Origin of the sequence: Pseudomonas sp. B21-056, from assembly GCF_026016325.1 — a bacterium.
GTDB lineage: Bacteria > Pseudomonadota > Gammaproteobacteria > Pseudomonadales > Pseudomonadaceae > Aquipseudomonas.
In genome coordinates, this window is the sequence record NZ_CP087203.1 from 997,322 (window position 1) to 1,020,499 (window position 23,178).

Consider the following 23,178-nt stretch of genomic DNA (forward strand, 5'->3'; position numbering starts at 1 on the left):
CTACAAGGGCGCCGGAGCGCCAAACCTTAAGCAAATTATATGCCTGAAACTTAAGTGTTTGCCTAGGGGAAGTTCTCAATTAGTTTCCCGATGACGGGGATTCACTGAGAGCGCCCCAGGGCGCTGCCTTAGTTAAATTAGCGGCGCCGGGACAATTTGCCAGACACTTCGCGCTTACAGGCGGAACTCGTGGCCCAGATACACTTCCTTGACCAGTTCGTTGGCCAGGATGGTGGCGGAGTCACCCTCGGCGATCAATTGGCCGTCATTGACGATGTAGGCGGTTTCGCAGATGTCCAGCGTCTCGCGCACGTTGTGGTCGGTGATCAGCACACCGATCCCCTTGGCCTTGAGATGGTGAATGATCTGCTTGATGTCACCCACCGAAATCGGATCCACACCGGCGAACGGTTCGTCGAGGAGGATGAATTTCGGGGCAGTGGCCAGGGCTCGGGCGATTTCCACCCGGCGTCGTTCGCCACCGGACAGGCTCATGCCGAGGTTGTCGCGGATGTGGCTGATGTGGAATTCCTGCAGCAGGCTTTCCAGCTCCTGGCGACGACCGGCCTTGTCGAGTTCCTTGCGGGTCTCGAGGATCGCCATGATGTTGTCGGCAACCGACAGTTTGCGGAAGATCGACGCCTCTTGCGGCAAATAGCCGATACCGGCCTTTGCCCGGCCATGCATCGGCTGGTGGCTGACGTCCAGGTCGTCGATCAGGACGCGGCCCTGATCGGCCTGGACCAGGCCGACGATCATGTAGAAGCAGGTGGTCTTGCCCGCGCCGTTGGGGCCGAGCAGGCCGACGATCTGCCCGCTGTCGATCGACAGGCTGACATCGCGCACGACTTGACGGCTCTTGTAGCTCTTGGCCAGGTGCTGGGCTTTCAGAGTTGCCATTACTGGGCCTTTTGCTCGGTTTTCTTTTTCGGCTGGATGACCATGTCGATCCGTGGGCGCTGCTCGGTCACCTTGTTGCCGGTGGCGCGACCGGCGCTGGCGAGTTTCTTGTTCGTGTCGTAGACGATTTTTTCGCCCTGGGTGACGTTGTTGTCCTTGTCGATGACCTTGGCGCGATCGATCAGCACGACGCGGTCCTGGGAGGCGTGATACTGGATGGTCACGCCGTAACCCTGTACGGGCTTGGTGTCGCCGGCGGTTTGCAACTGCTCGAAATAGGCCAGGTTGCCCACCGAGGTCACCACGTCGATGTCGCCGTTCGGGGTGCGGGTGATGGTCACGGTGTTGCCGGTGACCTTCATCGAACCCTGGGTGATGATCACATCGCCCTTATAGGTGGCGACACCGTTCTTGTCGTCCAATTGGGCATCGTCAGCCTGGATGCGGATAGGCTGGTCGCGGTCGTTGGGGAGGGACCAGGCGCTCGCGCTTCCCAGTGCTGCGCCCAGACTGAGCAAAATAGGGAGGGTTTTAGCGAGCTTCATACTGTCCTCTTACGTTCGATAGCAGGTGTATCCTGCTTTCCTTCAAATACGCCTTCATGCCCGTGCCGGTCGATACACCACCGGCGCCGTCGATTCTAACGGGTTGCTCGGTCTGCGCATATTGTTGCTGCGGGAACACGGTCATGCGAGTGCTGGTGATGATGGTCGTGCGGTTCTTCTCATCGGTGCGTGCCACGCGTACCGAGTCGATCAGTTCAACTTCGGTGCCGCCGGGTTTGACTTCAGCACGCTTGCTCTGCACATGCCACGGGAACTCCGTGCCGCGGAACATGTTCAGGTCCGGATTGGCGACCAGCGTAATGTCGGTGGCCTTGACGTGATCGACCTTGTCGGACGTCATTTCGTACTGCACTTTGCCATCGGGCAGGTATTGCAGTGTATGTGTGTTGGTCGCATACCAGTCGATGTCGTTTTCCTGGACCTGTGCGGCGGGGCGGTCGAGAAAACGTTCGGGGCTGATGTTCCAGTAGCCCACCGCCGCGAAAATCGCCGCGATGCACGCGAACAGCAGGATGGTGCGAATCTTCTTGCTCAGCATAAATGGCTCACAGGTACGCGGCGTTGGCCGCTTCGAGGCGGCCCTGGGCGCGCAGGATCAATTCGCAGAACTCACGGGCCGCGCCTTCGCCGCCTCGCGCCGTGGTGACGCCGTGGGCGTGCTCGCGTACGAAGCCGGCCGCGTTGGCCACTGCCATGCCCAGGCCAACCCGGCGGATCACCGGCAGGTCCGGCAGGTCGTCACCCAGGTAGGCGACCTGTTCATAGCTCAGGTTGAGTTGGCCCAGGAGTTCGTCCAGGACCACCAGTTTATCCTCGCGCCCTTGATAAAGGTGGGGAATGCCAAGGTTCTTCGCACGCCGTTCGACCACCGGGGTTTTGCGGCCGCTGATGATAGCGGTCTGCACGCCGGCGGCCATCAGCATCTTGATGCCCTGGCCGTCGAGGGTATTGAAGGTCTTGAACTCGCTACCATCCTCGAGGAAGTACAGGCGCCCGTCGGTCAGCACGCCGTCCACGTCGAACACGGCCAGCTTGATGGTTTTACCGCGTTGCAGCAGGTCTGCGTTCATTTACATGACTCCCGCACGCAGCAAGTCGTGCATGTTCAGGGCGCCCACCGGGCGGTCTTCGGCATCGACCACCACCAGGGCGCTGATCTTGTGGTCTTCCATGATTTTCAGGGCCTCGGCGGCGAGCATTTCGGCGCGGGCGGTCTTGCCGTGGGGCGTCATGACCTGCTCGATGGTGGCACTGTGTACATCGATGGTCCGGTCCAAGGTACGACGCAAGTCGCCGTCGGTGAAGATCCCGGCGAGCTTGCCGTCGGCCTCGAGGACCACCGTCATGCCCAGGCCTTTGCGGGTCATCTCCATGAGTGCATCCTTGAGCAGCGTGCCGCGTTGCACCTGCGGCAACTCGTCCCCGGCGTGCATCACGTTCTCGACCTTCAGTAGCAGGCGTCGGCCCAGGGCGCCACCAGGGTGGGAGAAGGCGAAATCCTCCGCGGTGAACCCCCTGGCTTCCAGCAGGGCCACGGCCAGGGCGTCGCCCATGACCAGGGCCGCAGTGGTGGAAGAGGTTGGTGCCAGGTTCAGCGGGCAGGCTTCGTGCTCGACGTGAACATTGAGGTTCACTTCGGCGGCCTTGGCCAGCGGCGAGTCGGGGTTGCCGGTGACGCTGATCAACTGGATACCCAGGCGCTTGATCAACGGCAGCAGGGTAATGATTTCGTTGGTGGAGCCGGAGTTGGACAGGGCCAGGATAATGTCGTCCTGGGTAATCATGCCCATGTCACCGTGGCTGGCTTCGGCCGGGTGGACGAAAAATGCCGTGGTGCCGGTGCTGGCCAGGGTCGCGGCGATCTTGTTGCCGATGTGCCCGGATTTGCCCATGCCGACCACCACGACGCGGCCTTTGCTGGCCAGAATCATCTCGCAGGCGCGTACGAAATCAGCGTCGATATGGGGCAGCAAGCCTTGCACGGCTTCGAGCTCGAGGCGGATGGTACGTTGTGCCGATTGAATCAGATCGCTGGATTGGCTCATGTCAGAAATCGTATAGCCCGATGAAAAGGCGGCGATTATAGCGGCAATGAACAATTCCCTCACGTTAGTTCGTCATGCGTTGTGCAAACACCTCACCAGGTTCTGGATAAATGCACTCATTTACCTTAAGCCAGGCTTAACGGGTTGGGGGTGGCCCTTGGGCGCTTGGCCGTTGCAGTGATATAGTTCGCCGCCGGTTCGGATGCCCGGTGGTACCGACGCTATCGGCTGGGCAGGGCATTCGGATGTGAGGCTGCATCGCAAGGAGTTTAGATGAGTGCCGACAACGCCTACGCGGTCGAGCTGAAGGGGTTGTCCTTCAAGCGAGGGACGCGCAGCATTTTCAATGACATCGATATTTGTATCCCGCGCGGCAAGGTGACCGGCATCATGGGGCCTTCCGGGTGCGGAAAGACCACGCTGCTGCGCCTGATGGGCGCGCAGTTGCGGCCGAGTGCCGGTGAAGTCTGGGTCAATGGCCAGAATCTTCCCAAGCTGTCGCGCAGCGACCTGTTCGATGCGCGCAAGCATATGGGCGTGCTGTTCCAGAGCGGCGCGCTGTTCACCGATCTCGATGTATTCGAGAACGTGGCATTCCCGCTACGGGTCCATACCGACTTGCCGGATGAGATGATCCGCGACATCGTCCTGCTCAAGTTGCAGGCGGTCGGGCTGCGTGGCGCCCTCGATCTGATGCCGGACGAGCTGTCCGGTGGCATGAAGCGTCGGGTCGCCCTGGCGCGGGCGATTGCCCTCGATCCGAAAATCCTCATGTATGACGAGCCCTTCGTTGGGCAGGACCCGATCGCCATGGGGGTGCTGGTGCGCCTGATCCGGCTGCTCAACGATGCCCTGGGCATCACCAGCATCGTGGTATCCCATGACCTGGCCGAAACCGCCAGCATCGCGGACTACATCTATGTGGTCGGCGATGGCCAGGTATTGGGGCAGGGTACGCCCCAGGAGTTGAAGGCTTCGGACAACCCGCGCATTCGCCAATTCATGAAGGGCGATCCGGACGGTCCGGTGGCGTTCCATTTTCCGGCCACGGATTACCGTACCGATCTGCTGGGGAAGCGCTGATGCGCAAGAAATCATTGATAGAAAGAATTCGCCTGTTCGGCCGTTCCGGCATCGACGTGCTGGCGGTGCTGGGCCGTTCCACATTGTTCCTGGCCCATGCCTTGCTGGGGCGCAACGCCACGGGCGGCGGTTTTGGCCTGCTGGTCAAGCAACTGCATTCGGTGGGGGTGATGTCCCTTGTGATCATCGTCGTGTCCGGGATTTTCATCGGCATGGTGCTGGCGTTGCAGGGCTTCAACATCCTGTCCAGCTACGGTTCGGAGCAGGCGGTCGGGCAGATGGTCTCGCTGACGCTGTTGCGTGAGCTCGGTCCGGTGGTGACCGCATTGCTGTTCGCCGGCCGTGCCGGTTCGGCGCTGACGGCCGAAATCGGTAACATGAAGTCTACCGAGCAGTTGTCCAGCCTGGAGATGATCGGCGTCGATCCGCTCAAGTACATCATTGCCCCGCGCCTGTGGGCCGGCTTCATTTCCCTGCCGGTGCTGGCGATCATCTTCAGCGTCGTCGGCATCTGGGGTGGCTCATGGGTGGCTGTCGACTGGCTGGGGGTCTATGAAGGCTCCTACTGGTCCAACATGCAGAACAGCGTCGACTTTCTCGATGATGTGCTCAACGGTGTCATCAAGAGCGCCGTATTCGCTTTCGTGGTGACCTGGATCGCCGTGTTTCAAGGCTATGACTGCGAGCCCACGTCTGAGGGGATCAGCCGTGCCACTACCAAGACCGTGGTGTACGCCTCGCTGGCGGTCCTGGGCCTTGACTTTATTCTGACCGCCTTGATGTTTGGAGATTTCTGATGCAAAACCGCACCCTGGAAATCGGTGTCGGCCTTTTCCTGCTGGCTGGTATCCTGGCTTTGTTGCTGCTGGCCTTGCGGGTCAGTGGCTTGGCGCCGACCGCGAACACCGATACTTATAAACTTTACGCTTACTTTGACAATATCGCCGGTTTGACGGTCAGAGCCAAGGTGACCATGGCCGGTGTCACCATCGGCAAGGTCACGGCAATCGATCTGGATCGCGACAGCTTCACCGGCCGGGTGACGCTGCAGCTGGAAAAGCGCGTGGATAACCTGCCGACCGATTCCACTGCATCTATCCTTACCGCCGGGCTGCTGGGCGAGAAATACATCGGTATCAGCGTGGGCGGGGAAGAAACCCTGCTCAAGGACGGTGGGACCATCCACGACACGCAGTCGTCGCTGGTGCTCGAGGACCTGATCGGGAAATTCCTGCTCAATACCGTTAGCAAAGACGCCAAATAAGGAGCCTTTCGATGATCTCTATCTTGCGACGCAGCCTGTTGGTCCTGCTGGCAGCCCTGCCGCTGATGACCAATGCCCTGGCAGCGCCTTCGGCGCACGACATCATCCAGGACACCACGACCCGGTTGCTGGCAGACCTTGCCGCCAACAAGGAGAAATACAAGCAGGACCCAAGCGCGTTCTATGACGCGCTGAACGGCATTGTCGGTCCGGTGGTGGACGCCGATGGCATCTCCCGCAGCATCATGACGGTCAAGTACTCGCGCAAGGCAACCCCAGCGCAGATGACCCGCTTCCAGGAAAACTTCAAGCGCAGCCTGATGCAGTTCTACGGCAACGCCCTGCTCGAATACAACAACCAGGGCATCACCGTTGGGCCGGCCAAGGATGAAAGCGGTACCCGTACCAGCGTCGACATGCAGGTCAAGGGTAACAACGGCGCGATCTATCCCGTCTCCTACACACTCGAGCAGTTGAACGGCGAGTGGAAAGTGCGCAACGTGATCATCAACGGCATCAACATCGGCAAGTTGTTCCGCGACCAGTTCGCCGATGCGATGCAGCGCAATGGCAATGACCTGGACAAGACCATCGATGGCTGGGCCGGCGAAGTCGCCAAGGCCAAGGAAGTGACCGAGCAAGCCAAGGAGAAGCAGGAACAATGAGTGCGTCGGCGAGTGAGTCGGCCGTTCGTCTGGGCGAGGCCGGCGAGTTGTTGCTCAGCGGCGTGCTGGACTATCGCACCGGCCCGGCCCTGCGCAAGCAGGGTCAGGCGCTGATCAGGTCCGTCAGTGCGGCCGAGCTGGTCATCGACTGTTCGGCGGTGCAGAAGTCCAGCAGTGTCGGACTGTCGCTGCTGCTGTGCTTCATGCGGGACGCCAAGGCGGCCGGCAAGGCGTGGAGCATCCGTGGAATGCCCGAAGACATGCGCGAAATAGCCCAGGTCAGCGAACTGACCGAGTTGTTGGTGCATTCCTGACCCACAGCCCCCCCGTCAGAGTCCTGCTTCGCGGGGTTCGCAGGCGCGGGGCTTTTTTGTATGATGTGCGACCCGTGCGCACAGGGCGCCGATTGAGGTTGAGCATGCAGGCTGTAGAAGTGAAGAGCTTCCTTGAAGGAAAGCTGCCTGGTACGAAGGTGGAAGTTGAAGGCGAAGGCTGCAACTTCCAGCTGAACGTGATCAGCGATGAACTGGTGGCGTTGAGCCCAGTGAAGCGTCAGCAGAGCATCTATGCCCATTTGAACCCATGGATTGCCGATGGCAGCATCCACGCGGTCACGATGAAATTTTTCAGCAGCGCGGCCTGGGCCGAGCGCACCTGAGCCCAAGGGCGTCGAGATTCTTATGGATAAACTGATTATTACCGGCGGCGTTCGTCTTGATGGCGAGATCCGTATTTCCGGGGCGAAGAACTCGGCCCTGCCGATCCTGGCCGCGACCTTGCTGTGCGATGGCCCGGTGACCGTGGCCAACCTGCCGCACCTGCATGACATCACCACAATGATCGAGCTGTTCGGTCGCATGGGCATCGAGCCGGTGATCGACGAGAAACTCAGCGTCGAGATCGATCCGCGCACCATCAAGACCCTGGTCGCTCCGTATGAACTGGTGAAAACCATGCGTGCGTCGATCCTGGTGCTGGGCCCGATGGTTGCCCGTTTCGGTGAAGCCGAAGTCGCCTTGCCTGGCGGTTGCGCCATTGGCTCGCGTCCGGTGGACCTGCACATCCGTGGCCTGGAAGCCATGGGTGCGATCATCGACGTCGAAGGCGGCTACATCAAGGCCAAGGCGCCTGAAGGTGGCCTGCGCGGCGCTCATTTCTTCTTCGACACCGTCAGCGTGACCGGTACCGAGAACATCATGATGGCCGCTGCACTGGCCAAGGGCCGCAGTGTGCTGCAAAACGCTGCCCGCGAGCCTGAAGTGGTGGATCTGGCGAACTTCCTGATCGCCATGGGCGCCAAGATCAGTGGTGCCGGTACCGACACCATCACCATCGATGGCGTCGAGCGCCTGCATTCGGCCACTTACAAAGTGATGCCGGACCGGATCGAAACCGGTACCTACCTGGTCGCTGCTGCCGTCACCGGTGGTCGCGTCAAGGTCAAGGACACCGATCCGACCATCCTTGAAGCCGTCCTGGAGAAACTCAAGGAAGCCGGTGCTGAAGTCACCTGCGGCGAAGACTGGATCGAAGTCAACATGCACGGCAAGCGGCCCAAGGCTGTCAACGTGCGGACCGCGCCATACCCGGCGTTCCCGACGGACATGCAGGCGCAGTTCATCTCCCTCAACGCCATTGCCGAAGGCACCGGCGCGGTGATCGAGACGATCTTCGAAAACCGTTTCATGCACGTCTACGAATTGCACCGCATGGGCGCCAAGATCCAGGTCGAAGGCAACACCGCCATCGTCACCGGCACCGAGAAGCTCAAGGGCGCACCAGTGATGGCCACCGACCTGCGGGCCTCGGCCAGCCTGGTGATCTCGGCCCTGATTGCCGAAGGCGACACGCTGATCGACCGTATCTACCACATCGACCGTGGCTACGAATGCATCGAAGAGAAGCTGCAGATGCTCGGCGCGAAGATCCGCCGCGTACCAGGCTAGTTGTTGCTGCATGGGCGCAGGGATGCGCCCGTTGATTTCGTTACAGATCGAGGATGTCGCGTTCTCGATGTGTGTCCGGCGCCGCTTGCGACCGGGCATGTGTACCTTGATAAGGACTGACGTTTCCCATGTTGACCATCGCACTGTCCAAGGGCCGCATCCTTGACGACACCCTGCCGCTTCTGGCTGAAGCGGGCATCGTGCCGACCGAGAATCCGGACAAGAGCCGCAAGCTGATCATCCCCACGACCCAGGCCGATGTGCGCTTGCTGATCGTGCGTGCCACCGATGTGCCGACTTACGTTGAACATGGCGCCGCCGACCTCGGTGTTGCCGGTAAGGACGTGCTGATGGAATATGGCGGCCAGGGTTTGTACGAGCCTCTGGACCTGCGGATCGCCCGGTGCAAGCTGATGACCGCCGGCAAGGTCGGCGCGCTTGAGCCCAAGGGGCGCCTGCGGGTGGCGACCAAGTTCGTCAACGTTGCCAAGCGTTACTACGCCGAGCAGGGCCGTCAGGTCGATATCATCAAGTTGTACGGTTCGATGGAGCTGGCGCCGCTGATCGGCCTGGCGGACAAGATCATCGATGTCGTCGACACCGGCAATACCCTGCGGGCCAACGGCCTGGAACCCCAGGATTTCATCGCGGACATCAGCTCCCGGCTGATCGTCAACAAGGCGTCGATGAAAATGCAGCACGCCCGCATCCAGGCTTTGATCGATACCCTGCGCAACGCAGTGGAATCGCGACACCGCGGCTGATACACCTGCGCGACTGCGGTCGCGCCCGTCTATCCGTGTCATAGCCAATTTTCTCAGGTGCCCACGCGAATGGACTGGTAGCTTAGGGCGCCTGAGCATTTGCCATTAATGAGGCCCTCGCTATGACCGCTCCCACTTCGATTCGCCGACTCAACGCTGCCGATCCGGATTTCGCACATCATCTGGATCATCTGCTGAGCTGGGAAAGTGTGTCTGACGACTCGGTCAATCAGCGGGTGCTGGATATCATCAAGGCCGTGCGCGAGCGTGGCGATGCAGCCCTGGTGGAATTCACCCAGAAATTCGACGGCCTGCAAGCGGCGTCCATGGCCGACCTGATCCTGCCGCGCGAGCGCCTGGAGCTGGCCCTGACTCGGATCACCATGCCCCAGCGCGAAGCCCTGGAAAAAGCCGCCTCCCGGGTGCGCAGCTATCACGAAAAACAGAAACAGGACTCCTGGAGCTACACCGAAGCCGACGGCACGGTGCTGGGCCAGAAGGTCACGCCACTGGACCGTGCCGGCCTGTACGTGCCGGGTGGCAAGGCGTCCTATCCATCCTCGGTGTTGATGAACGCGATTCCGGCCAAGGTTGCCGGCGTTGCCGAAGTGGTCATGGTCGTGCCGACCCCGCGGGGTGAAATCAACGAGCTGGTGCTGGCTGCCGCCTGCATCGCCGGCGTGGATCGGGTGTTCACCATTGGTGGCGCCCAGGCCGTGGCTGCGTTGGCCTATGGCACCGAAAGCGTGCCGAGGGTCGACAAGGTGGTCGGGCCGGGCAACATCTATGTCGCCACCGCCAAGCGTCACGTGTTCGGCCAGGTCGGTATCGACATGATCGCCGGCCCTTCGGAGATCCTCGTGGTGTGTGACGGCCAGACCGATCCGGACTGGATTGCCATGGACCTGTTTTCCCAAGCCGAGCACGACGAAGACGCCCAGGCAATCCTGGTCAGCCCGGATGCCGAATTCCTCGACAAGGTCGCCGCCAGCATCGACAAGCTGTTGCCAACCATGGATCGCGCCGAAATCATCAACACTTCGATCAATGGCCGTGGTGCGCTGATCAAGGTCGCTGACATGGAACAGGCGATCGAGGTCGCCAACCGCATCGCGCCGGAGCACCTGGAATTGTCGGTCGCCGATCCGCAGGCCTGGTTGCCGCAGATCCGTCATGCCGGTGCGATTTTCATGGGCCGCCACACCAGCGAGGCCCTGGGCGACTACTGCGCCGGTCCCAACCACGTATTGCCGACTTCCGGCACCGCGCGGTTCTCGTCGCCGTTGGGGGTGTATGACTTCCAGAAACGTTCGTCGATCATCTTCTGCTCCGAGCAGGGTGCGTCCGAACTGGGCAAGACCGCTTCGGTGCTGGCCCGTGGCGAATCGCTGAGTGCCCACGCCCGTAGCGCCGAGTACCGCATTCTTGATGAGTCCTCCATTGAAGGGCAGGGAAACTGAAATGAGTAAATTCTGGAGCCCGTTCGTCAAGAACCTGGTGCCCTATGTGCCGGGCGAACAGCCGAAGCTGACCCGGCTGGTCAAGCTCAACACCAACGAGAACCCCTACGGCCCGTCGCCCAAGGCCCTCGCGGCGATGCAGACCGAACTGAACGACAATCTGCGTTTGTACCCGGACCCCAACAGCGATCTACTGAAGAACGCCGTGGCCCGGTATTACGGCGTGCGGGGGAACCAGGTGTTCCTCGGCAACGGTTCGGACGAAGTGCTGGCGCACATCTTTCACGGCCTGCTGCAACACGACCAGCCGATCCTGTTCCCGGACATCAGCTACAGCTTCTATCCGGTGTACTGCGGGCTGTATGGCATCCCGTTCGATGCGGTGCCCCTGGACGAACAGTTCCGGATCGATCCGGCGGACTATGCCAAGCCGAACGGCGGGATCATTTTCCCCAACCCGAACGCCCCGACCGGCTGCCTGCTGGCACTGGACGCGGTGGAGCAGATTCTCAAGGCCAACCCGGAGTCGGTGGTGGTGGTCGATGAGGCCTATATCGACTTCGGCGGCGAGACGGCCATCAGTCTGGTGGACCGTTATCCGAACCTGCTGGTCACCCAGACCCTGTCCAAGTCCCGCTCGTTGGCGGGGTTGCGAGTGGGCTTGGCGGTGGGCCATCCGGACCTGATCGAAGCACTGGAGCGGATCAAGAACAGCTTCAACTCCTACCCGCTGGATCGCCTGGCAAATGTCGGGGGCGCGGCGGCGTTCGACGACCGCGAGTATTTCCAGCAGACCTGCCGGTTGGTCATCGAGCACCGCGAGTGGGTGGTGGCGCAACTGGAGGCCAAGGGTTTTGAGGTATTGCCTTCGGCGGCCAACTTCATCTTCGCCCGTCACCCCCGGCATGATGCGGCGGGGCTGGCGGCGAAACTGCGGGAACAGGGCGTGATCGTGCGGCACTTCAAACAGGAGCGGATTGCCCAGTTCCTGCGGATCAGCATTGGCACACCGGAGCAGAACCAGGCGCTGATCGACGCCCTCGGCGAACTCTAAAGCCCTAAGTCGGCCCTGTGGGAGCAAGCCCGCTCCCACAGTGTTTTCGTGTGTTCAAAGGATTTGAGTGCGCTGCAAATCCCCTGTGGGAGCCTGCTCGCGCTGGCGTACTGTCAGCTAACGTCTATGTTGCTGACCCACCGCTATCGCGAGCAGGCTCGCTCCCACAGGGTGTGTATCAAGGCTTCATTCGTGATGCGGCTCGCCCAGGAATGTCAGCGAGGTAAACACACCACGGGTCGCCACGTCCTTGTCGTCCTTGAGCGGTATTTCCATCTGTGCGGCGATGACGTTCAAGCCTTCATTGCGTACCAGTACCTGGGCCCGGCCGTCGGCGTCGGTTTCAGTGGATACGGTGTTCGGTGCGCTGCGGTAGTCGCCCACCAGTTTTACACCGGCCGCGGGCTTGCCATCCAGCAGCACCCGTACCGGCAGTGACTGGCCGGGACCTACGGTCAGCGGGTCGATCTCCGGCAGGATCAGGAACTTGATCGGGTCCAGCTTTGGCAGCTTCGCTCCGGGCTCGTAGATCGCCAGGCTGTACTTGAAGGTGTGGGTCGATTCGATCGCGCCGGGCACTTTACTGCGGCCTTCGTTGATCCACTTCTTGTCGGCGGTCTGGGACCACATGCCATTATCCAGCGCCACCGCCAGCACGGCCGCTGGCTTGAGCGGTTGCAGACGCGCGTGGTCGGGCAAGCGCTGCACCGTGACGGGAATCATCTTGCCGCCCAGGTCATAGGCCCAGGCCCCACTGATTTTCTGTGCCTTGAATGCATTGTCTTCGGCGCCATGGCCGTAGATCACCTCAATGTTGCCGCGCCGTTGTTCGGTCCACAAACCGTGGGCCGAGGCTTGTGTCGCCAGGAGCAGGCCGAGAAGGGCGAGTGTCTTGGGGTATTTCATGCCGATTTTCCTTCTTATAGATCGAGGGTGAGACTGACAGTGAAGTTGCGCGGCTCGCCGGGATTGACCCAGTAACTGCTGTAAGAGCGCTCGTAGTATTTTTCATCGAAGACGTTGTTCAGGTTCAGGCCCACGGTGACGTTCTCGCTGGCCTTGTAATGAGCCAGCAGATCCACGGTGTGGTAAGCCGGCAGCTCGAAATCCTTGCCGGCTTCGCCCGAACGGTCCCCTACGTAAGTGAACGCCGCGCCGACATCCGAGCCGCGCAAATGTCCGTCCTGGAACTCATAGACGCCCAGCAGGCTGCCGCTGTGCTTGGCCACGCCGAGGATCCGGCTGCCCGTGGGGATGGTCGTGTCACCCTCGGTCACCTTGGCGTCGATGTAGGCGAAGGCGCCGATCACGCGGATGGCGTCGGTCAACTGTCCGCTGACCTGCAGATCGATCCCCTGGCTACGGGCCTTGCCCATGGCGCGGCTGGTGTTGGTGGCTGGGTCCAGCGCCAGGACGTTTTCCTTCTCGATATGGAACGCCGCCAGGGTGGTGCTCAGGCGATCGTCGAACAGCTCGTTCTTGATCCCGACTTCATAGCCGACGCCTTCCTCCGGGTCGAAGGTCTTGCCGCCGGCATCCAGGCCGTTGTTGGGCTTGAACGAGGTGGACGCGTTGGCGAACAGCCCGACTTCAGGCGTCAGTTGGTACAGCAGGCCGGCCCGTTGCGTCAGGGCATCGTGGCGTTGGCGGCTGGTGAGTTGCGTAGTGTGATCATCGATACTCTGCTCGAAATGTTCGTAGCGCACGCCAAGCATGCCGCGAAGCTTGTCGGTGAAGATGATCTGGTCCTGGAGGTTCAGCGCTCGGCTTTGCACGTGCTCGAAGAAATCCGTGCCGATACGCAGCCCGTCGGGTTTGGGCTGACCGTAGATCGGTTGGTAGATGTCGATGGGATAGCTGCCGCCGGTGATAGTGGTGACGCGTTCGTTCTTGCGGTAATCCTCGTATTCGCTGCCGACCAGCAGTTCGTGTTGCCATGGGCCCCAGTCGAACAGACCGCGCAGTTCCAACTGGGTGATGCTGTCATGCCAGTCGTTGTCGCGTTCGCGGTAGCGGCGGTTGACGGTGTGGCCGTCGGCATTCAGCGGACGCGCTTCGGAAGCGAAACCCCAGAGTTCGCCTTGCTTGTAATGGCTGGCCAGGCGCAGTTGCCAAGTGTCGTTGAGCTGATGCTCGAGGGCGGCCTGGAGCATGTTGTTGTGGTTGTCGATGTCACCGTCGTTGGGCTCACCCAGGAAGGTCGAGCGGGACACGCCGCCCCAGCGATTGTTCGGCGCGACGATGCCACGGTCGAACGTCGAGCTGTGGCGTACGATTTCGCTCTCCACCAGCAGGCGCGTGTCGGGGCTCAGTTGCCAACTGATGGAGGGCGCCACGAATACCCGCTGGCTGTCGACGTGATCGCGAAAACTGTGGTTGTCCTCCACCGCCAGGTTCACCCTCGACAACAGCGTGCCTTCGGCATCCAGGGGTGTATTGACGTCCAGCGCGGTGCGGTAGCGGTCCCAGCTGCCGGCGCTGGTCTGCAGGGTGGTAAAGGCTTCGGGCTGGGGTTTCTTGGTGACGATATTGACCGTGCCGCCTGGGTCGCCTCGCCCATAGAGGCTGGCCGCCGGCCCCTTCAATACCTCGATGCGTTCGATGTTGGCGGCGTCCGGCGTACTCGGGTAGCCACGGTTGGCGCTGAAACCGTCCTTGTAGAACTCCGACGTCGTGAAGCCGCGCACGCTGTATTCGTAGAGCGTCAGGCCGCCGAAGTTGTTCTGTTTCGATACGCCGCCGGCAAATTCCAGTGCGCGTTCGACGCTGGTGCTGCCCAGGTCCTTGAGAACGTCAGCCGGGATTACGCTGATCGATTGGGGTATGTCCCGCAGGGCTGTGTCGGTTTTGGTCGCGCTGGCGGAGCGGGTCGCACGATAGCCCTTCACCGGTCCGGTGGGGGACTCGTAGTCGGACGTGACGCTGATGGCGTCCAGTTCCAGGGGCTGGGGTTCTTCGGCAAAGGCCGGATCGCCCAGCAGGCCCAAGGCCAGGCTGGCGAGGGAAATCCGTTTTAGGGATGACATGTTATGTTGTTCCAATTTTTATAATTGAAACAATATAACACTACTAATGAGAATTTATGCTATCTGTGGCTTCTCATTAAATTTTCAGACAGTCAGGCTTTTGTGGCGGTTATTGCTCTTCTTTGACCGCCACCGGCGCGGGCGGTGGGCGCAGGCCGATTTCGGCGGTGAGCTTGAGCTCCTTGCCGTTGCGCATCACCTGGATGGTGACTTTGTCGGTGGGCTTGATCCGCGCGACCTGGTTCATCGAGCGGCGACCATCGCCGGCCGGTTCACCGTCGATGCTCAGGATCACATCACCCAGTTGCAGGCCGGCCTTCTGGGCCGGGCCATCGCGGAAAATCCCCGCCACCACGATGCCAGGCCGGCCGGACAAACCGAAGGACTCTGCCAGTTCCTGGGTCAGCGGCTGCACTTCAATGCCCAGCCAGCCACGAATCACCTGGCCATGCTCGATGATGGACTTCATCACTTCCATCGCCAGTTTCACCGGAATGGCGAAGCCGATGCCCTGGCTGCCGCCGGACTTGGAGAAGATCGCCGTGTTGATCCCGGTGAGGTTGCCGTTGGCATCCACCAGCGCGCCGCCGGAGTTGCCGGGGTTGATCGCGGCGTCGGTCTGGATGAAGTCTTCGTAGTTGTTCAAACCCAACTGGTTGCGCCCGGTGGCACTGATGATGCCCATGGTCACGGTCTGGCCGACGCCGAAGGGGTTGCCGATGGCGAGGGCGACGTCACCGATGCGGATGCTGTCGGAGCGGCCGATGGTGATCGCTGGCAGATTCTTGAGGTCGATCTTCAATACCGCGAGATCGGTTTCCGGGTCGCTGCCGATCACCCGGGCCAGGGTTTCGCGGCCATCCTTGAGGGCTACCACGATCTGGTCGGCACCGCTGGTGACGTGGTTGTTGGTCAGCAGATAGCCTTCCGGGCTCATGATCACGCCCGAACCCAGGCTCGATTCCATGCGTTTCTGCTTGGGCGAGTTGTCGCCGAAGAAGCGTCGGAACTGCGGGTCTTCGAACAGCGGATGACTGGGTTTGTTGATGACTTTGGTGGTGTACAGGTTGACCACGGCCGGGGCGGCGATGGTCACGGCGTCGGCATAGGAGACGGGCCCCTGCAGCAATGCCTTGCTCTGCGGTGCCTGCTGCAGATTGACATCAAGGCTCGGCAGGCCAACCCATTCCGGGTAACGCTGGATAATCAGTAGTGCGACAAGCACGCCGGCCAACAGCGGCCAGCCGGAAAAACGCAGCGCCTTGAGCATCTATCACGTCCCACAAAAGTTGCAGGCGGAATGAGACCGCCCATAATGTCGCGCATTATACGAGGCCGCGCGCGCCTCGGAACGGGATATTTAGGAGTCTTTTCATGGCCGTAGCCCTGAGCACCCTGGTTGAAGAAGCGGACCGTTACCTGACAAGCAGCCGGATTGCCGATTACTGCCCAAATGGCCTGCAAGTCGAAGGCGCACCCCAGGTGATGCGCATCGTCAGCGGCGTGACCGCCAGCCAGGCGTTACTCGACGCCGCCGTGGAAGCCGATGCCGACCTGGTGCTGGTGCACCACGGTTATTTCTGGAAGGGCGAGAACCCATGCATCACCGGGATGAAGCAGCGTCGCCTGAAAACCCTGCTCAAGCACGACATCAGCCTGCTGGCCTACCATCTGCCGCTGGACCTGCACCCTGAGGTCGGCAATAACGTGCAATTGGCCCGGCAACTGGACATCACCGTCGAAGGGCCGTTGGACCCGGAAAACCCCAAGATCGTCGGCCTGGTCGGCTCCTTGTCCGAACCGATGACCCCTCGGGATTTCGCCCGCAAGGTCCAGGAAGTCATGGGCCGCGAGCCGTTGCTGATCGAAGGCCAGCAGATGATCCGCCGGGTCGGCTGGTGCACCGGCGGTGGCCAGGGCTATATCGATCAGGCGGTGGCGGCCGGGGTTGACCTGTACCTTAGCGGCGAAGCGTCGGAGCAGACTTTCCACAGTGCCCGGGAAAACGGCATCAGCTTCATCGCCGCCGGCCATCATGCGACCGAACGCTATGGCGTACAGGCGCTGGGCGATTACCTGGCGCGACGGTTTGCCCTGGAACACATCTTCATCGATTGCCCGAATCCGATTTGAGTGGCTTGGAGTTCCTGTGGGAGCGAGCCTGCTCGCGATAGCGGTGGGCCAGTCTTCACTTTGCTAGCTGATACACCGCCATCGCGAGCAGGCTCGCTCCCACAAGGGGTATTGCGATGGCCGAACCACCAGGCATATCCATATGCTGTTTCGATCTAGTTGGCGCCCTGATTAGAAGAGGTCGCTGTGCTAGGATTCTTCGCTCGAACACGGCCCGCTGGCCGTTCATAAGAAAGTTTTCGTGAGTAGCCATGGTCGACAAACTGACGCATCTGAAACAGCTGGAGGCGGAAAGCATCCACATCATCCGCGAGGTGGCCGCCGAGTTCGACAACCCGGTGATGCTGTACTCCATCGGTAAAGACTCCGCCGTGATGCTGCACCTGGCACGCAAGGCGTTCTTCCCCGGCAAGCTGCCGTTTCCGGTGATGCACGTCGACACCCGCTGGAAATTCCAGGAAATGTACAAGTTCCGCGATCGCATGGTCGAGGAAATGGGCCTGGACCTGATCACTCACGTGAACCCGGACGGTGTGGCGCAAGGCATCAACCCCTTCACCCACGGCAGTGCCAAGCACACCGACATCATGAAGACCGAAGGCCTGAAGCAGGCCCTGGACAAGCATGGTTTCGATGCTGCGTTCGGCGGTGCCCGTCGCGATGAAGAGAAGTCCCGCGCCAAGGAGCGCGTGTATTCGTTCCGTGACAGCAAGCACCGCTGGGACCCGAAGAACCAGCGCCCGGAGCTGTGGAACGTCTACAACGGCAAGGTCAACAAGGGCGAGTCGATCCGGGTATTCCCGTTGTCGAACTGGACCGAACTGGACATCTGGCAGTACATCTACCTCGAAGGCATCCCGATCGTGCCGCTGTACTTCGCCGCCGAGCGTGAAGTGATCGAGAAGAACGGCACGCTGATCATGATCGACGACGAGCGCATCCTCGAGCACCTGTCCGAGGAAGAGAAGGCCCGCATCGTCAAGAAGAAAGTGCGTTTCCGTACCCTTGGCTGCTACCCGTTGACGGGCGCGGTGGAGTCCGAGGCCGAGAGCCTGACGGACATCATTCAGGAAATGCTCCTGACGCGAACTTCCGAGCGCCAGGGCCGGGTCATCGACCACGATGGCGCCGGCTCCATGGAAGACAAAAAACGTCAGGGTTATTTCTAATTAGGGTCTAAGCATGTCGCATCAATCTGATTTGATCAGCGAGGACATCCTCGCCTACCTGGGCCAGCACGAGCGCAAGGAGCTGTTGCGCTTTTTGACCTGCGGTAACGTCGACGACGGCAAGAGCACCCTGATCGGGCGCCTGCTGCACGACTCCAAGATGATCTACGAAGATCACCTGGAAGCCATCACCCGCGATTCGAAGAAAGTCGGCACCACCGGTGACGACATCGACCTGGCGTTGCTGGTCGACGGCCTGCAGGCCGAGCGCGAGCAGGGCATCACCATCGATGTCGCGTACCGCTATTTCTCCACCGCCAAGCGCAAGTTCATCATCGCCGACACCCCCGGCCATGAGCAGTACACCCGCAACATGGCCACCGGTGCTTCCACCTGTGACCTGGCGATCATCCTGGTGGACGCCCGCTACGGCGTGCAGACCCAGACCCGTCGCCACAGCTTCATTGCCTCGTTGCTGGGCATCAAGCACATCGTCGTGGCCATCAACAAGATGGACCTCAAGGACTTCGACCAGGGCGTGTTCGAGTCGATCAAGGCCGACTACCTGAAGTTCGCCGAGGGCTTGAAGATGAAGCCTTCGAGCATGCACTTCGTGCCGATGTCCGCCCTCAAGGGCGACAACGTGGTGAACAAGTCCGAGCGCTCGCCGTGGTACACCGGCCAGTCGCTGATGGAAATCCTCGAGACCGTGGAAGTGGCGGGCGATCGCAACTTCACCGACCTGCGCTTCCCGGTGCAGTACGTCAACCGTCCGAACCTGAACTTCCGCGGTTTCGCCGGCACCCTCGCCAGCGGCATCGTGCACAAGGGCGACGAAGTGGTGGTGCTGCCGTCGGGCAAGAGCAGCCGCGTCAAATCCATCGTCACCTTCGAAGGTGAGCTGGAACAGGCCGGGCCAGGCCAGGCCGTGACGCTGACCATGGAAGACGAGATCGACATCTCCCGGGGCGACCTGTTGGTGCATGCCGACAACGTGCCGCCGGTCACCGACAGCTTCGAAGCGATGCTGGTGTGGATGGCCGAAGAGCCGATGCTGCCGGGCAAGAAATACGACATCAAACGTGCGACCAGCTACGTACCGGGTTCGATTGCCAGCATCGTCAACCGGGTCGACGTGAACACCCTCGAAGAGGGCCCGGCCAGTGCGTTGCAGCTCAACGAAATCGGCAAGGTGAAGATTGCCCTGGATGCGCCGATCGCCCTGGACGGTTACGAGAGCAACCGCACCACCGGCGCGTTCATCGTTATCGATCGCCTGACCAACGGCACCGTCGGCGCCGGCATGATCGTCGCCCAGCCGCTGGCCCACGGCAGCAGCACGCACCACGGCAAGCTCGCCCATGTGTCGGTGGAAGAACGCACCCAGCGCTTCGGCCAGCAGCCGGCCACCGTCCTGTTCAGCGGCCTCTCGGGCGCTGGCAAGAGCACATTGGCCTACGCCGTGGAGCGCAAGCTGTTCGACATGGGCCGTGCGGTCTTCGTGCTCGACGGGCAGAACCTGCGCCATGACCTGAACAAGGGGCTGCCACAGGACCGTGCCGGGCGCACCGAGAATTGGCGCCGTGCGGCGCACGTTGCCCGTCAGTTCAACGAAGCCGGTCTGTTGACCCTGGCGGCATTCGTTGCGCCGAGCGCCGAAGGGCGTTTGCAGGCCAAGGACCTGATCGGCAAGGAGCGCCTGCTGACGGTCTACGTCCAGGCCTCGCCGACGGTGTGCGCCCAACGTGATCCGCAAGGGTTGTACGCCGCCGCCGGCGACAACATCCCGGGCGAATCCTTCCCGTATGACGTGCCGCTGGATGCCGACCTGGTGATCGACACCCAGTCGCTGACACTGGAAGAGAGCGTCAAGCAGGTGCTGGATCTGCTGCGCAGTCGCGGCGCGATCTAAGCGCTTGCGGCAAATGAAAAGCCCGCCGATGAGTGATCATCGGCGGGCTTTTTCATTGCCTGAATCCAACTGTGGGAGCGAGCCTGCTCGCGATGGCGGTGGGTCAGTCTCCATCTTTGCAAGCTAATGCACCGCCATCGTCGGATCGCCGCCCGGAGCAGGCTCGCTCCCACAAGGGATCAGCGGCGCGTTGGATACTCGCGGTGCATCTGCTCCAGCAGCGCATCCTTGTCCTGCCACAACTGGTTGATCCAGCCCTGGAACTCCAGGCGATAGGCGCCGTCCTGGTCGTAGTTCTTGCCGACGAACTGCGGCGGGATCGGCAGCTCCTGGAAATGCACCACCACTTCTGCAACCTTGCCGCAGAGCAAATCCCAATACCCCGGACGACCGCCTGGATAGTGGATGGTCACGTTGATGATCGATTCCAGTTGCTCGCCCATGGCATCCAGCACGAACGCGATGCCGCCGGCCTTGGGCTTGAGCAGGTAGCGAAACGGTGACTGCTGCTGGGCATGTTTGCCTTCGGTGAAGCGCGTGCCTTCGGCGAAATTGAAAATGCCCACCGGATTGTTGCGAAACTTCGCGCAGGTCTTGCGGGTGGTTTCCAGGTCCTTGCCTTTCTTTTCCGGGTGTTTCTCCAGATAGGCCTTGGAGTAGCGCTTCATGAACGGGAACCCCAGCGCCCACCAGGCCAGGCCGATCACCGGCACCCAGATCAGTTCCTGCTTGAGAAAGAACTTCAGCGGACGGATGCGCCGGTTCAGCACGTACTGCAACACCATGATGTCGACCCAGCTCTGGTGGTTGCTGGTGATCAGGTACGAGTGCTGGTAGTCCAGGCCCTCCAGGCCGCTGAGGTGCCAGCGGGTGCGGCGCAGCAGGTTCATCCAGGCCTTGTTGTTGCTGATCCAGGCTTCATGGATATGGCTCATCAGCCAGTCGGTGAAGCGCTGGGCGGCGGGGAAGGGCAGCAAGAGCTTGAAGATCGCCACGATGAACAGTGGCGTGCAGCAGACAACAGTATTGAGCGCCAACAGCAGCGAGGCGATGACGCCTCGCAGCGGGGCAGGCAGGAAATCCAGCATTTAAATGTCCATGGGTCGGTTGGCGGCTTGGATCGCAGTAAGGGCGATGGTGTACACGATGTCATCGACCTGGGCGCCGCGAGGCAAGTCGTTCACCGGTTTGCGCAGGCCCTGGAGCATCGGCCCGAGGCTGACGCAATCGGCACTGCGCTGGACGGCCTTGTGGGTGGTGTTACCGGTGTTCAGGTCCGGGAAGATGAACACCGTCGCCCGACCGGCCACCTGACTGTTGGGCGCCAGTTGTCGCGCCACGGTTTCGTTGGCGGCGGCGTCGTACTGCAGCGGGCCGTCGATCAGCAAGCCATGCTGCGCCTCGTGGGCCAACAGGGTGGCTTCGCGGACTTTCTCCACGTCTTCGCCACTGGCCGATTCGCCGCTGGAATAGCTGAGCATCGCCACCCGTGGCGTAATGCCGAACGCAGCGGCCGAGTCGGCGCTTTGCAGGGCGATCTCCGCCAGCTCCGCAGCGCTGGGGTGCGGGTTCATCACGCAGTCGCCGTAGACCAGCACTTCTTCGGGGAACAGCATGAAGAACACCGAGGACACCAGGGAGCAGCCCGGAGCGGTCTTGATCAATTGCAAGGCCGGGCGGATGGTGTTGGCGGTGGAGTGGATGACGCCGGAGACCAGCCCATCCACTTCATCCAGCGCCAGCATCATGGTGCCGATCACCACGGTGTCTTCCAGTTGCTGCTCGGCCATCGGCGCGTTCAGGCTTTTGCTTTTGCGCAGCCGCACCATCGGCTCGACGTAACGCTCGCGGATCGAATCCGGGTCGAGAATCTCCAACCCCGGCGGCAGTTCGATGCCCTGGGCGCGGGCCACTGCTTCGACGTCGGCCGGTTTGGCCAGCAACACGCAGCGGGCGATGCCACGGGCCTGGCAAATGGCGGCGGCCTGGACGGTCAGCGGTTCGCTGCCTTCCGGCAACACAACGCGCTTGTTGGCGGCTTGGGCGCGCTGGATCAACTGATAGCGGAACACCGCCGGCGACAGGCGCATCTCCCGCGGCGTGCCGCAGCGCTGGTGCAGCCACTGGGCGTCGAGGTGGCTGGCGACGAAATCGGTGATGATCTCCGCGCGTTCGCGGTCGTCGATCGGGATTTCCTTGTTCAGGCCGTTGAGCAGGTTGGCGGTGTCATAGGAGCCCGTGCTCACCGACAGCACCGGCAGGCCCGCCTGCAGGGCGCCTCGGCACAGCTCCATGATGCGTGGGTCGGGCAGGGTATCGCTGGTCAGCAGCAGGCCGGCCAGCGGCACGCCGTTGATGGCGGCCAGGCTCACCGCGAGGATGATGTCGTCGCGATCGCCGGGGGTCACCACCAGCACGCCGGGCTTGAGCAGTTCCACGGTGTTGCGCATGGTGCGGGCGCAAATGATGATGTTGCTCATGCGCCGGCTTTCGTAATCACCGGCGTTGAGCACCTGGGCGCCCATCAGGTCGGCCACGTCGCGGGTGCGCGGGGCGTTGAGTTCGGGACGGAATGGAATGCAGCCCAGCAGGCGGAAGTCACCGCTGCGCAGCAAGGGCGAGTGCTCCTTGAGCCGGGCCGAAAACGCCTCCATGCTTTCGTCAGTGCGGACCTTGTTCAGGATCACGCCGAGAACCTTCGGATCTTTCGGCCCGCCGAACAGTTGCGCCTGCAACTCCACACGCCCGGAAAGTTCGGTCAGCACTTCGTTTTCCGGCGCCGACACCAGGATCACCTCGGCATCCAGGCTCTTGGCCAGGTGCAAGTTGACCCGTGCGGCGTAACTGGCGTTGCGGGTCGGGACCATGCCTTCGACTACCAGGACGTCCTTGCCGATGGCCGCCTGCTGGTAAAGGGTGATGATTTCTTCCAGCAACTCATCGAGCTGGCCGTCGCCGAGCATGCGCTCGACATGAGCCAGGCCCAGCGGCTGTGGTGGCTTGAGGCCGTGGGTGCGAGCCACCAGTTCGGTGGAACGTTCCGGGCCGGTGTCGCCGGGATGCGGCTGGGCGATGGGTTTGAAAAAACCGACCTTCAGCCCGGCCCGTTCAAGGGTGCGCACCAGCCCGAGGCTGATGGAGGTCAGGCCCACACCAAAATCGGTGGGCGCGATAAAAAAAGTTTGCATGCG

23 protein-coding genes are annotated in these 23,178 nt (G+C 61.6%); 13 read left to right on the forward strand and 10 right to left on the reverse strand.

Annotated features, from left to right (window positions below):
• Positions 1–174: 174 nt before the first annotated feature.
• From lptB to LOY67_RS04245, 5 genes are read right to left on the reverse strand one after another with little or no spacing between them, the layout of a single operon-like run.
• On the reverse strand, positions 175–900 hold the full coding sequence (lptB, locus tag LOY67_RS04225) for an LPS export ABC transporter ATP-binding protein (protein WP_047228667.1): 726 nt from the start codon (positions 898–900) through the stop codon (positions 175–177).
• A complete protein-coding gene (gene lptA, locus LOY67_RS04230) occupies positions 900–1,445 on the reverse strand; it encodes a lipopolysaccharide transport periplasmic protein LptA (RefSeq protein WP_265066075.1) in 546 nt (181 codons plus the stop codon). The genes lptB and lptA overlap by 1 nt, the downstream gene beginning before the upstream one ends.
• On the reverse strand, positions 1,432–2,004 hold the full coding sequence (gene lptC, locus LOY67_RS04235) for an LPS export ABC transporter periplasmic protein LptC (RefSeq protein WP_265066076.1): 573 nt from the start codon (positions 2,002–2,004) through the stop codon (positions 1,432–1,434). Before lptC ends, lptA begins: the two co-directional genes overlap by 14 nt.
• Positions 2,005–2,011: 7 nt before the next feature.
• Positions 2,012–2,536 carry a KdsC family phosphatase gene (locus LOY67_RS04240; protein WP_041020867.1) on the reverse strand — a complete coding sequence of 175 codons (525 nt, stop codon included), beginning with the start codon at positions 2,534–2,536 and terminating at the stop codon, positions 2,012–2,014.
• Complete coding sequence (locus LOY67_RS04245) at positions 2,537–3,511, reverse strand: KpsF/GutQ family sugar-phosphate isomerase (RefSeq protein ID WP_265066077.1); 975 nt, start codon at positions 3,509–3,511, stop codon at positions 2,537–2,539.
• A 273-nt stretch (positions 3,512–3,784) separates the two neighbouring features.
• Between LOY67_RS04245 and LOY67_RS04250 the strand changes: the two genes are divergently transcribed.
• The 10 genes from LOY67_RS04250 to hisC all read left to right on the forward strand — a co-directional run bounded on the left by LOY67_RS04250 (position 3,785) and on the right by hisC (position 11,747).
• Positions 3,785–4,594, forward strand: a complete 810-nt coding sequence (locus LOY67_RS04250) for an ATP-binding cassette domain-containing protein (protein ID WP_265066078.1) — start codon at positions 3,785–3,787, stop codon at positions 4,592–4,594.
• Entirely contained in the window at positions 4,594–5,391 is a 798-nt protein-coding gene (gene mlaE / locus LOY67_RS04255) for a lipid asymmetry maintenance ABC transporter permease subunit MlaE (RefSeq protein WP_047699547.1), read from the forward strand. Before LOY67_RS04250 ends, mlaE begins: the two co-directional genes overlap by 1 nt.
• Positions 5,391–5,858 carry an outer membrane lipid asymmetry maintenance protein MlaD gene (gene mlaD, locus LOY67_RS04260; RefSeq protein ID WP_041020863.1) on the forward strand — a complete coding sequence of 156 codons (468 nt, stop codon included), beginning with the start codon at positions 5,391–5,393 and terminating at the stop codon, positions 5,856–5,858. Before mlaE ends, mlaD begins: the two co-directional genes overlap by 1 nt.
• A gap of 11 nt (positions 5,859–5,869) precedes the next feature.
• Positions 5,870–6,523: a phospholipid-binding protein MlaC gene (locus LOY67_RS04265; RefSeq protein ID WP_265066079.1), complete on the forward strand. Its 654-nt coding sequence runs from the start codon at positions 5,870–5,872 to the stop codon at positions 6,521–6,523.
• On the forward strand, positions 6,520–6,837 hold the full coding sequence (locus LOY67_RS04270; RefSeq protein WP_265066080.1) for a lipid asymmetry maintenance protein MlaB: 318 nt from the start codon (positions 6,520–6,522) through the stop codon (positions 6,835–6,837). The genes LOY67_RS04265 and LOY67_RS04270 overlap by 4 nt, the downstream gene beginning before the upstream one ends.
• 104 nt (positions 6,838–6,941) lie before the next feature.
• A complete protein-coding gene (locus LOY67_RS04275) occupies positions 6,942–7,181 on the forward strand; it encodes a BolA family protein (protein WP_041020861.1) in 240 nt (79 codons plus the stop codon).
• A 22-nt stretch (positions 7,182–7,203) separates the two neighbouring features.
• Positions 7,204–8,469 (forward strand): UDP-N-acetylglucosamine 1-carboxyvinyltransferase, encoded by a 1,266-nt coding sequence (murA, locus tag LOY67_RS04280; RefSeq protein WP_265066081.1) that lies wholly within the window; start codon positions 7,204–7,206, stop codon positions 8,467–8,469.
• 128 nt (positions 8,470–8,597) lie between these two features.
• Positions 8,598–9,233 carry an ATP phosphoribosyltransferase gene (gene hisG, locus LOY67_RS04285; protein ID WP_265066082.1) on the forward strand — a complete coding sequence of 212 codons (636 nt, stop codon included), beginning with the start codon at positions 8,598–8,600 and terminating at the stop codon, positions 9,231–9,233.
• Between the two features lie 122 nt (positions 9,234–9,355).
• Positions 9,356–10,693, forward strand: a complete 1,338-nt coding sequence (gene hisD / locus LOY67_RS04290) for a histidinol dehydrogenase (RefSeq protein WP_265066083.1) — start codon at positions 9,356–9,358, stop codon at positions 10,691–10,693.
• A gap of 1 nt (position 10,694) precedes the next feature.
• Positions 10,695–11,747, forward strand: coding sequence for a histidinol-phosphate transaminase (hisC, locus tag LOY67_RS04295; RefSeq protein WP_265066084.1), 1,053 nt, complete (start codon positions 10,695–10,697; stop codon positions 11,745–11,747).
• 186 nt (positions 11,748–11,933) lie between these two features.
• Here the strand turns inward: hisC and LOY67_RS04300 are convergent, their stop codons facing one another.
• The 3 genes from LOY67_RS04300 to algW all read right to left on the reverse strand — a co-directional run bounded on the left by LOY67_RS04300 (position 11,934) and on the right by algW (position 16,043).
• Complete coding sequence (locus LOY67_RS04300; protein ID WP_265066085.1) at positions 11,934–12,653, reverse strand: DUF4198 domain-containing protein; 720 nt, start codon at positions 12,651–12,653, stop codon at positions 11,934–11,936.
• 14 nt (positions 12,654–12,667) lie between these two features.
• Positions 12,668–14,773, reverse strand: coding sequence for a TonB-dependent siderophore receptor (locus LOY67_RS04305; protein WP_265066086.1), 2,106 nt, complete (start codon positions 14,771–14,773; stop codon positions 12,668–12,670).
• A 109-nt stretch (positions 14,774–14,882) separates the two neighbouring features.
• Positions 14,883–16,043: a Do family serine endopeptidase AlgW gene (algW, locus tag LOY67_RS04310; RefSeq protein WP_024777501.1), complete on the reverse strand. Its 1,161-nt coding sequence runs from the start codon at positions 16,041–16,043 to the stop codon at positions 14,883–14,885.
• A 104-nt stretch (positions 16,044–16,147) separates the two neighbouring features.
• On the opposite strand from algW, the gene LOY67_RS04315 reads away from it, so the two are divergent.
• The 3 genes from LOY67_RS04315 (at position 16,148) to cysN (ending at position 19,987) form a co-directional block, all read left to right on the forward strand.
• Positions 16,148–16,906, forward strand: coding sequence for a Nif3-like dinuclear metal center hexameric protein (locus tag LOY67_RS04315; protein ID WP_265066087.1), 759 nt, complete (start codon positions 16,148–16,150; stop codon positions 16,904–16,906).
• Between the two features lie 251 nt (positions 16,907–17,157).
• The gene (gene cysD, locus LOY67_RS04320; RefSeq protein WP_024777503.1) at positions 17,158–18,075 is read left to right on the forward strand and encodes a sulfate adenylyltransferase subunit CysD; all 918 of its coding nucleotides are present in this window, start codon (positions 17,158–17,160) and stop codon (positions 18,073–18,075) included.
• Positions 18,076–18,088: 13 nt separating this feature from the next.
• Positions 18,089–19,987 carry a sulfate adenylyltransferase subunit CysN gene (cysN, locus tag LOY67_RS04325; RefSeq protein ID WP_265066088.1) on the forward strand — a complete coding sequence of 633 codons (1,899 nt, stop codon included), beginning with the start codon at positions 18,089–18,091 and terminating at the stop codon, positions 19,985–19,987.
• A 179-nt stretch (positions 19,988–20,166) separates the two neighbouring features.
• On the opposite strand, the gene LOY67_RS04330 is transcribed toward cysN, so the two are convergent.
• Together LOY67_RS04330 and pta are read right to left on the reverse strand one after the other, a co-directional pair.
• Entirely contained in the window at positions 20,167–21,075 is a 909-nt protein-coding gene (locus tag LOY67_RS04330; RefSeq protein ID WP_265066089.1) for an acyltransferase, read from the reverse strand.
• Entirely contained in the window at positions 21,076–23,175 is a 2,100-nt protein-coding gene (gene pta / locus LOY67_RS04335) for a phosphate acetyltransferase (protein WP_265066090.1), read from the reverse strand.
• Positions 23,176–23,178 lie beyond the last annotated feature (3 nt).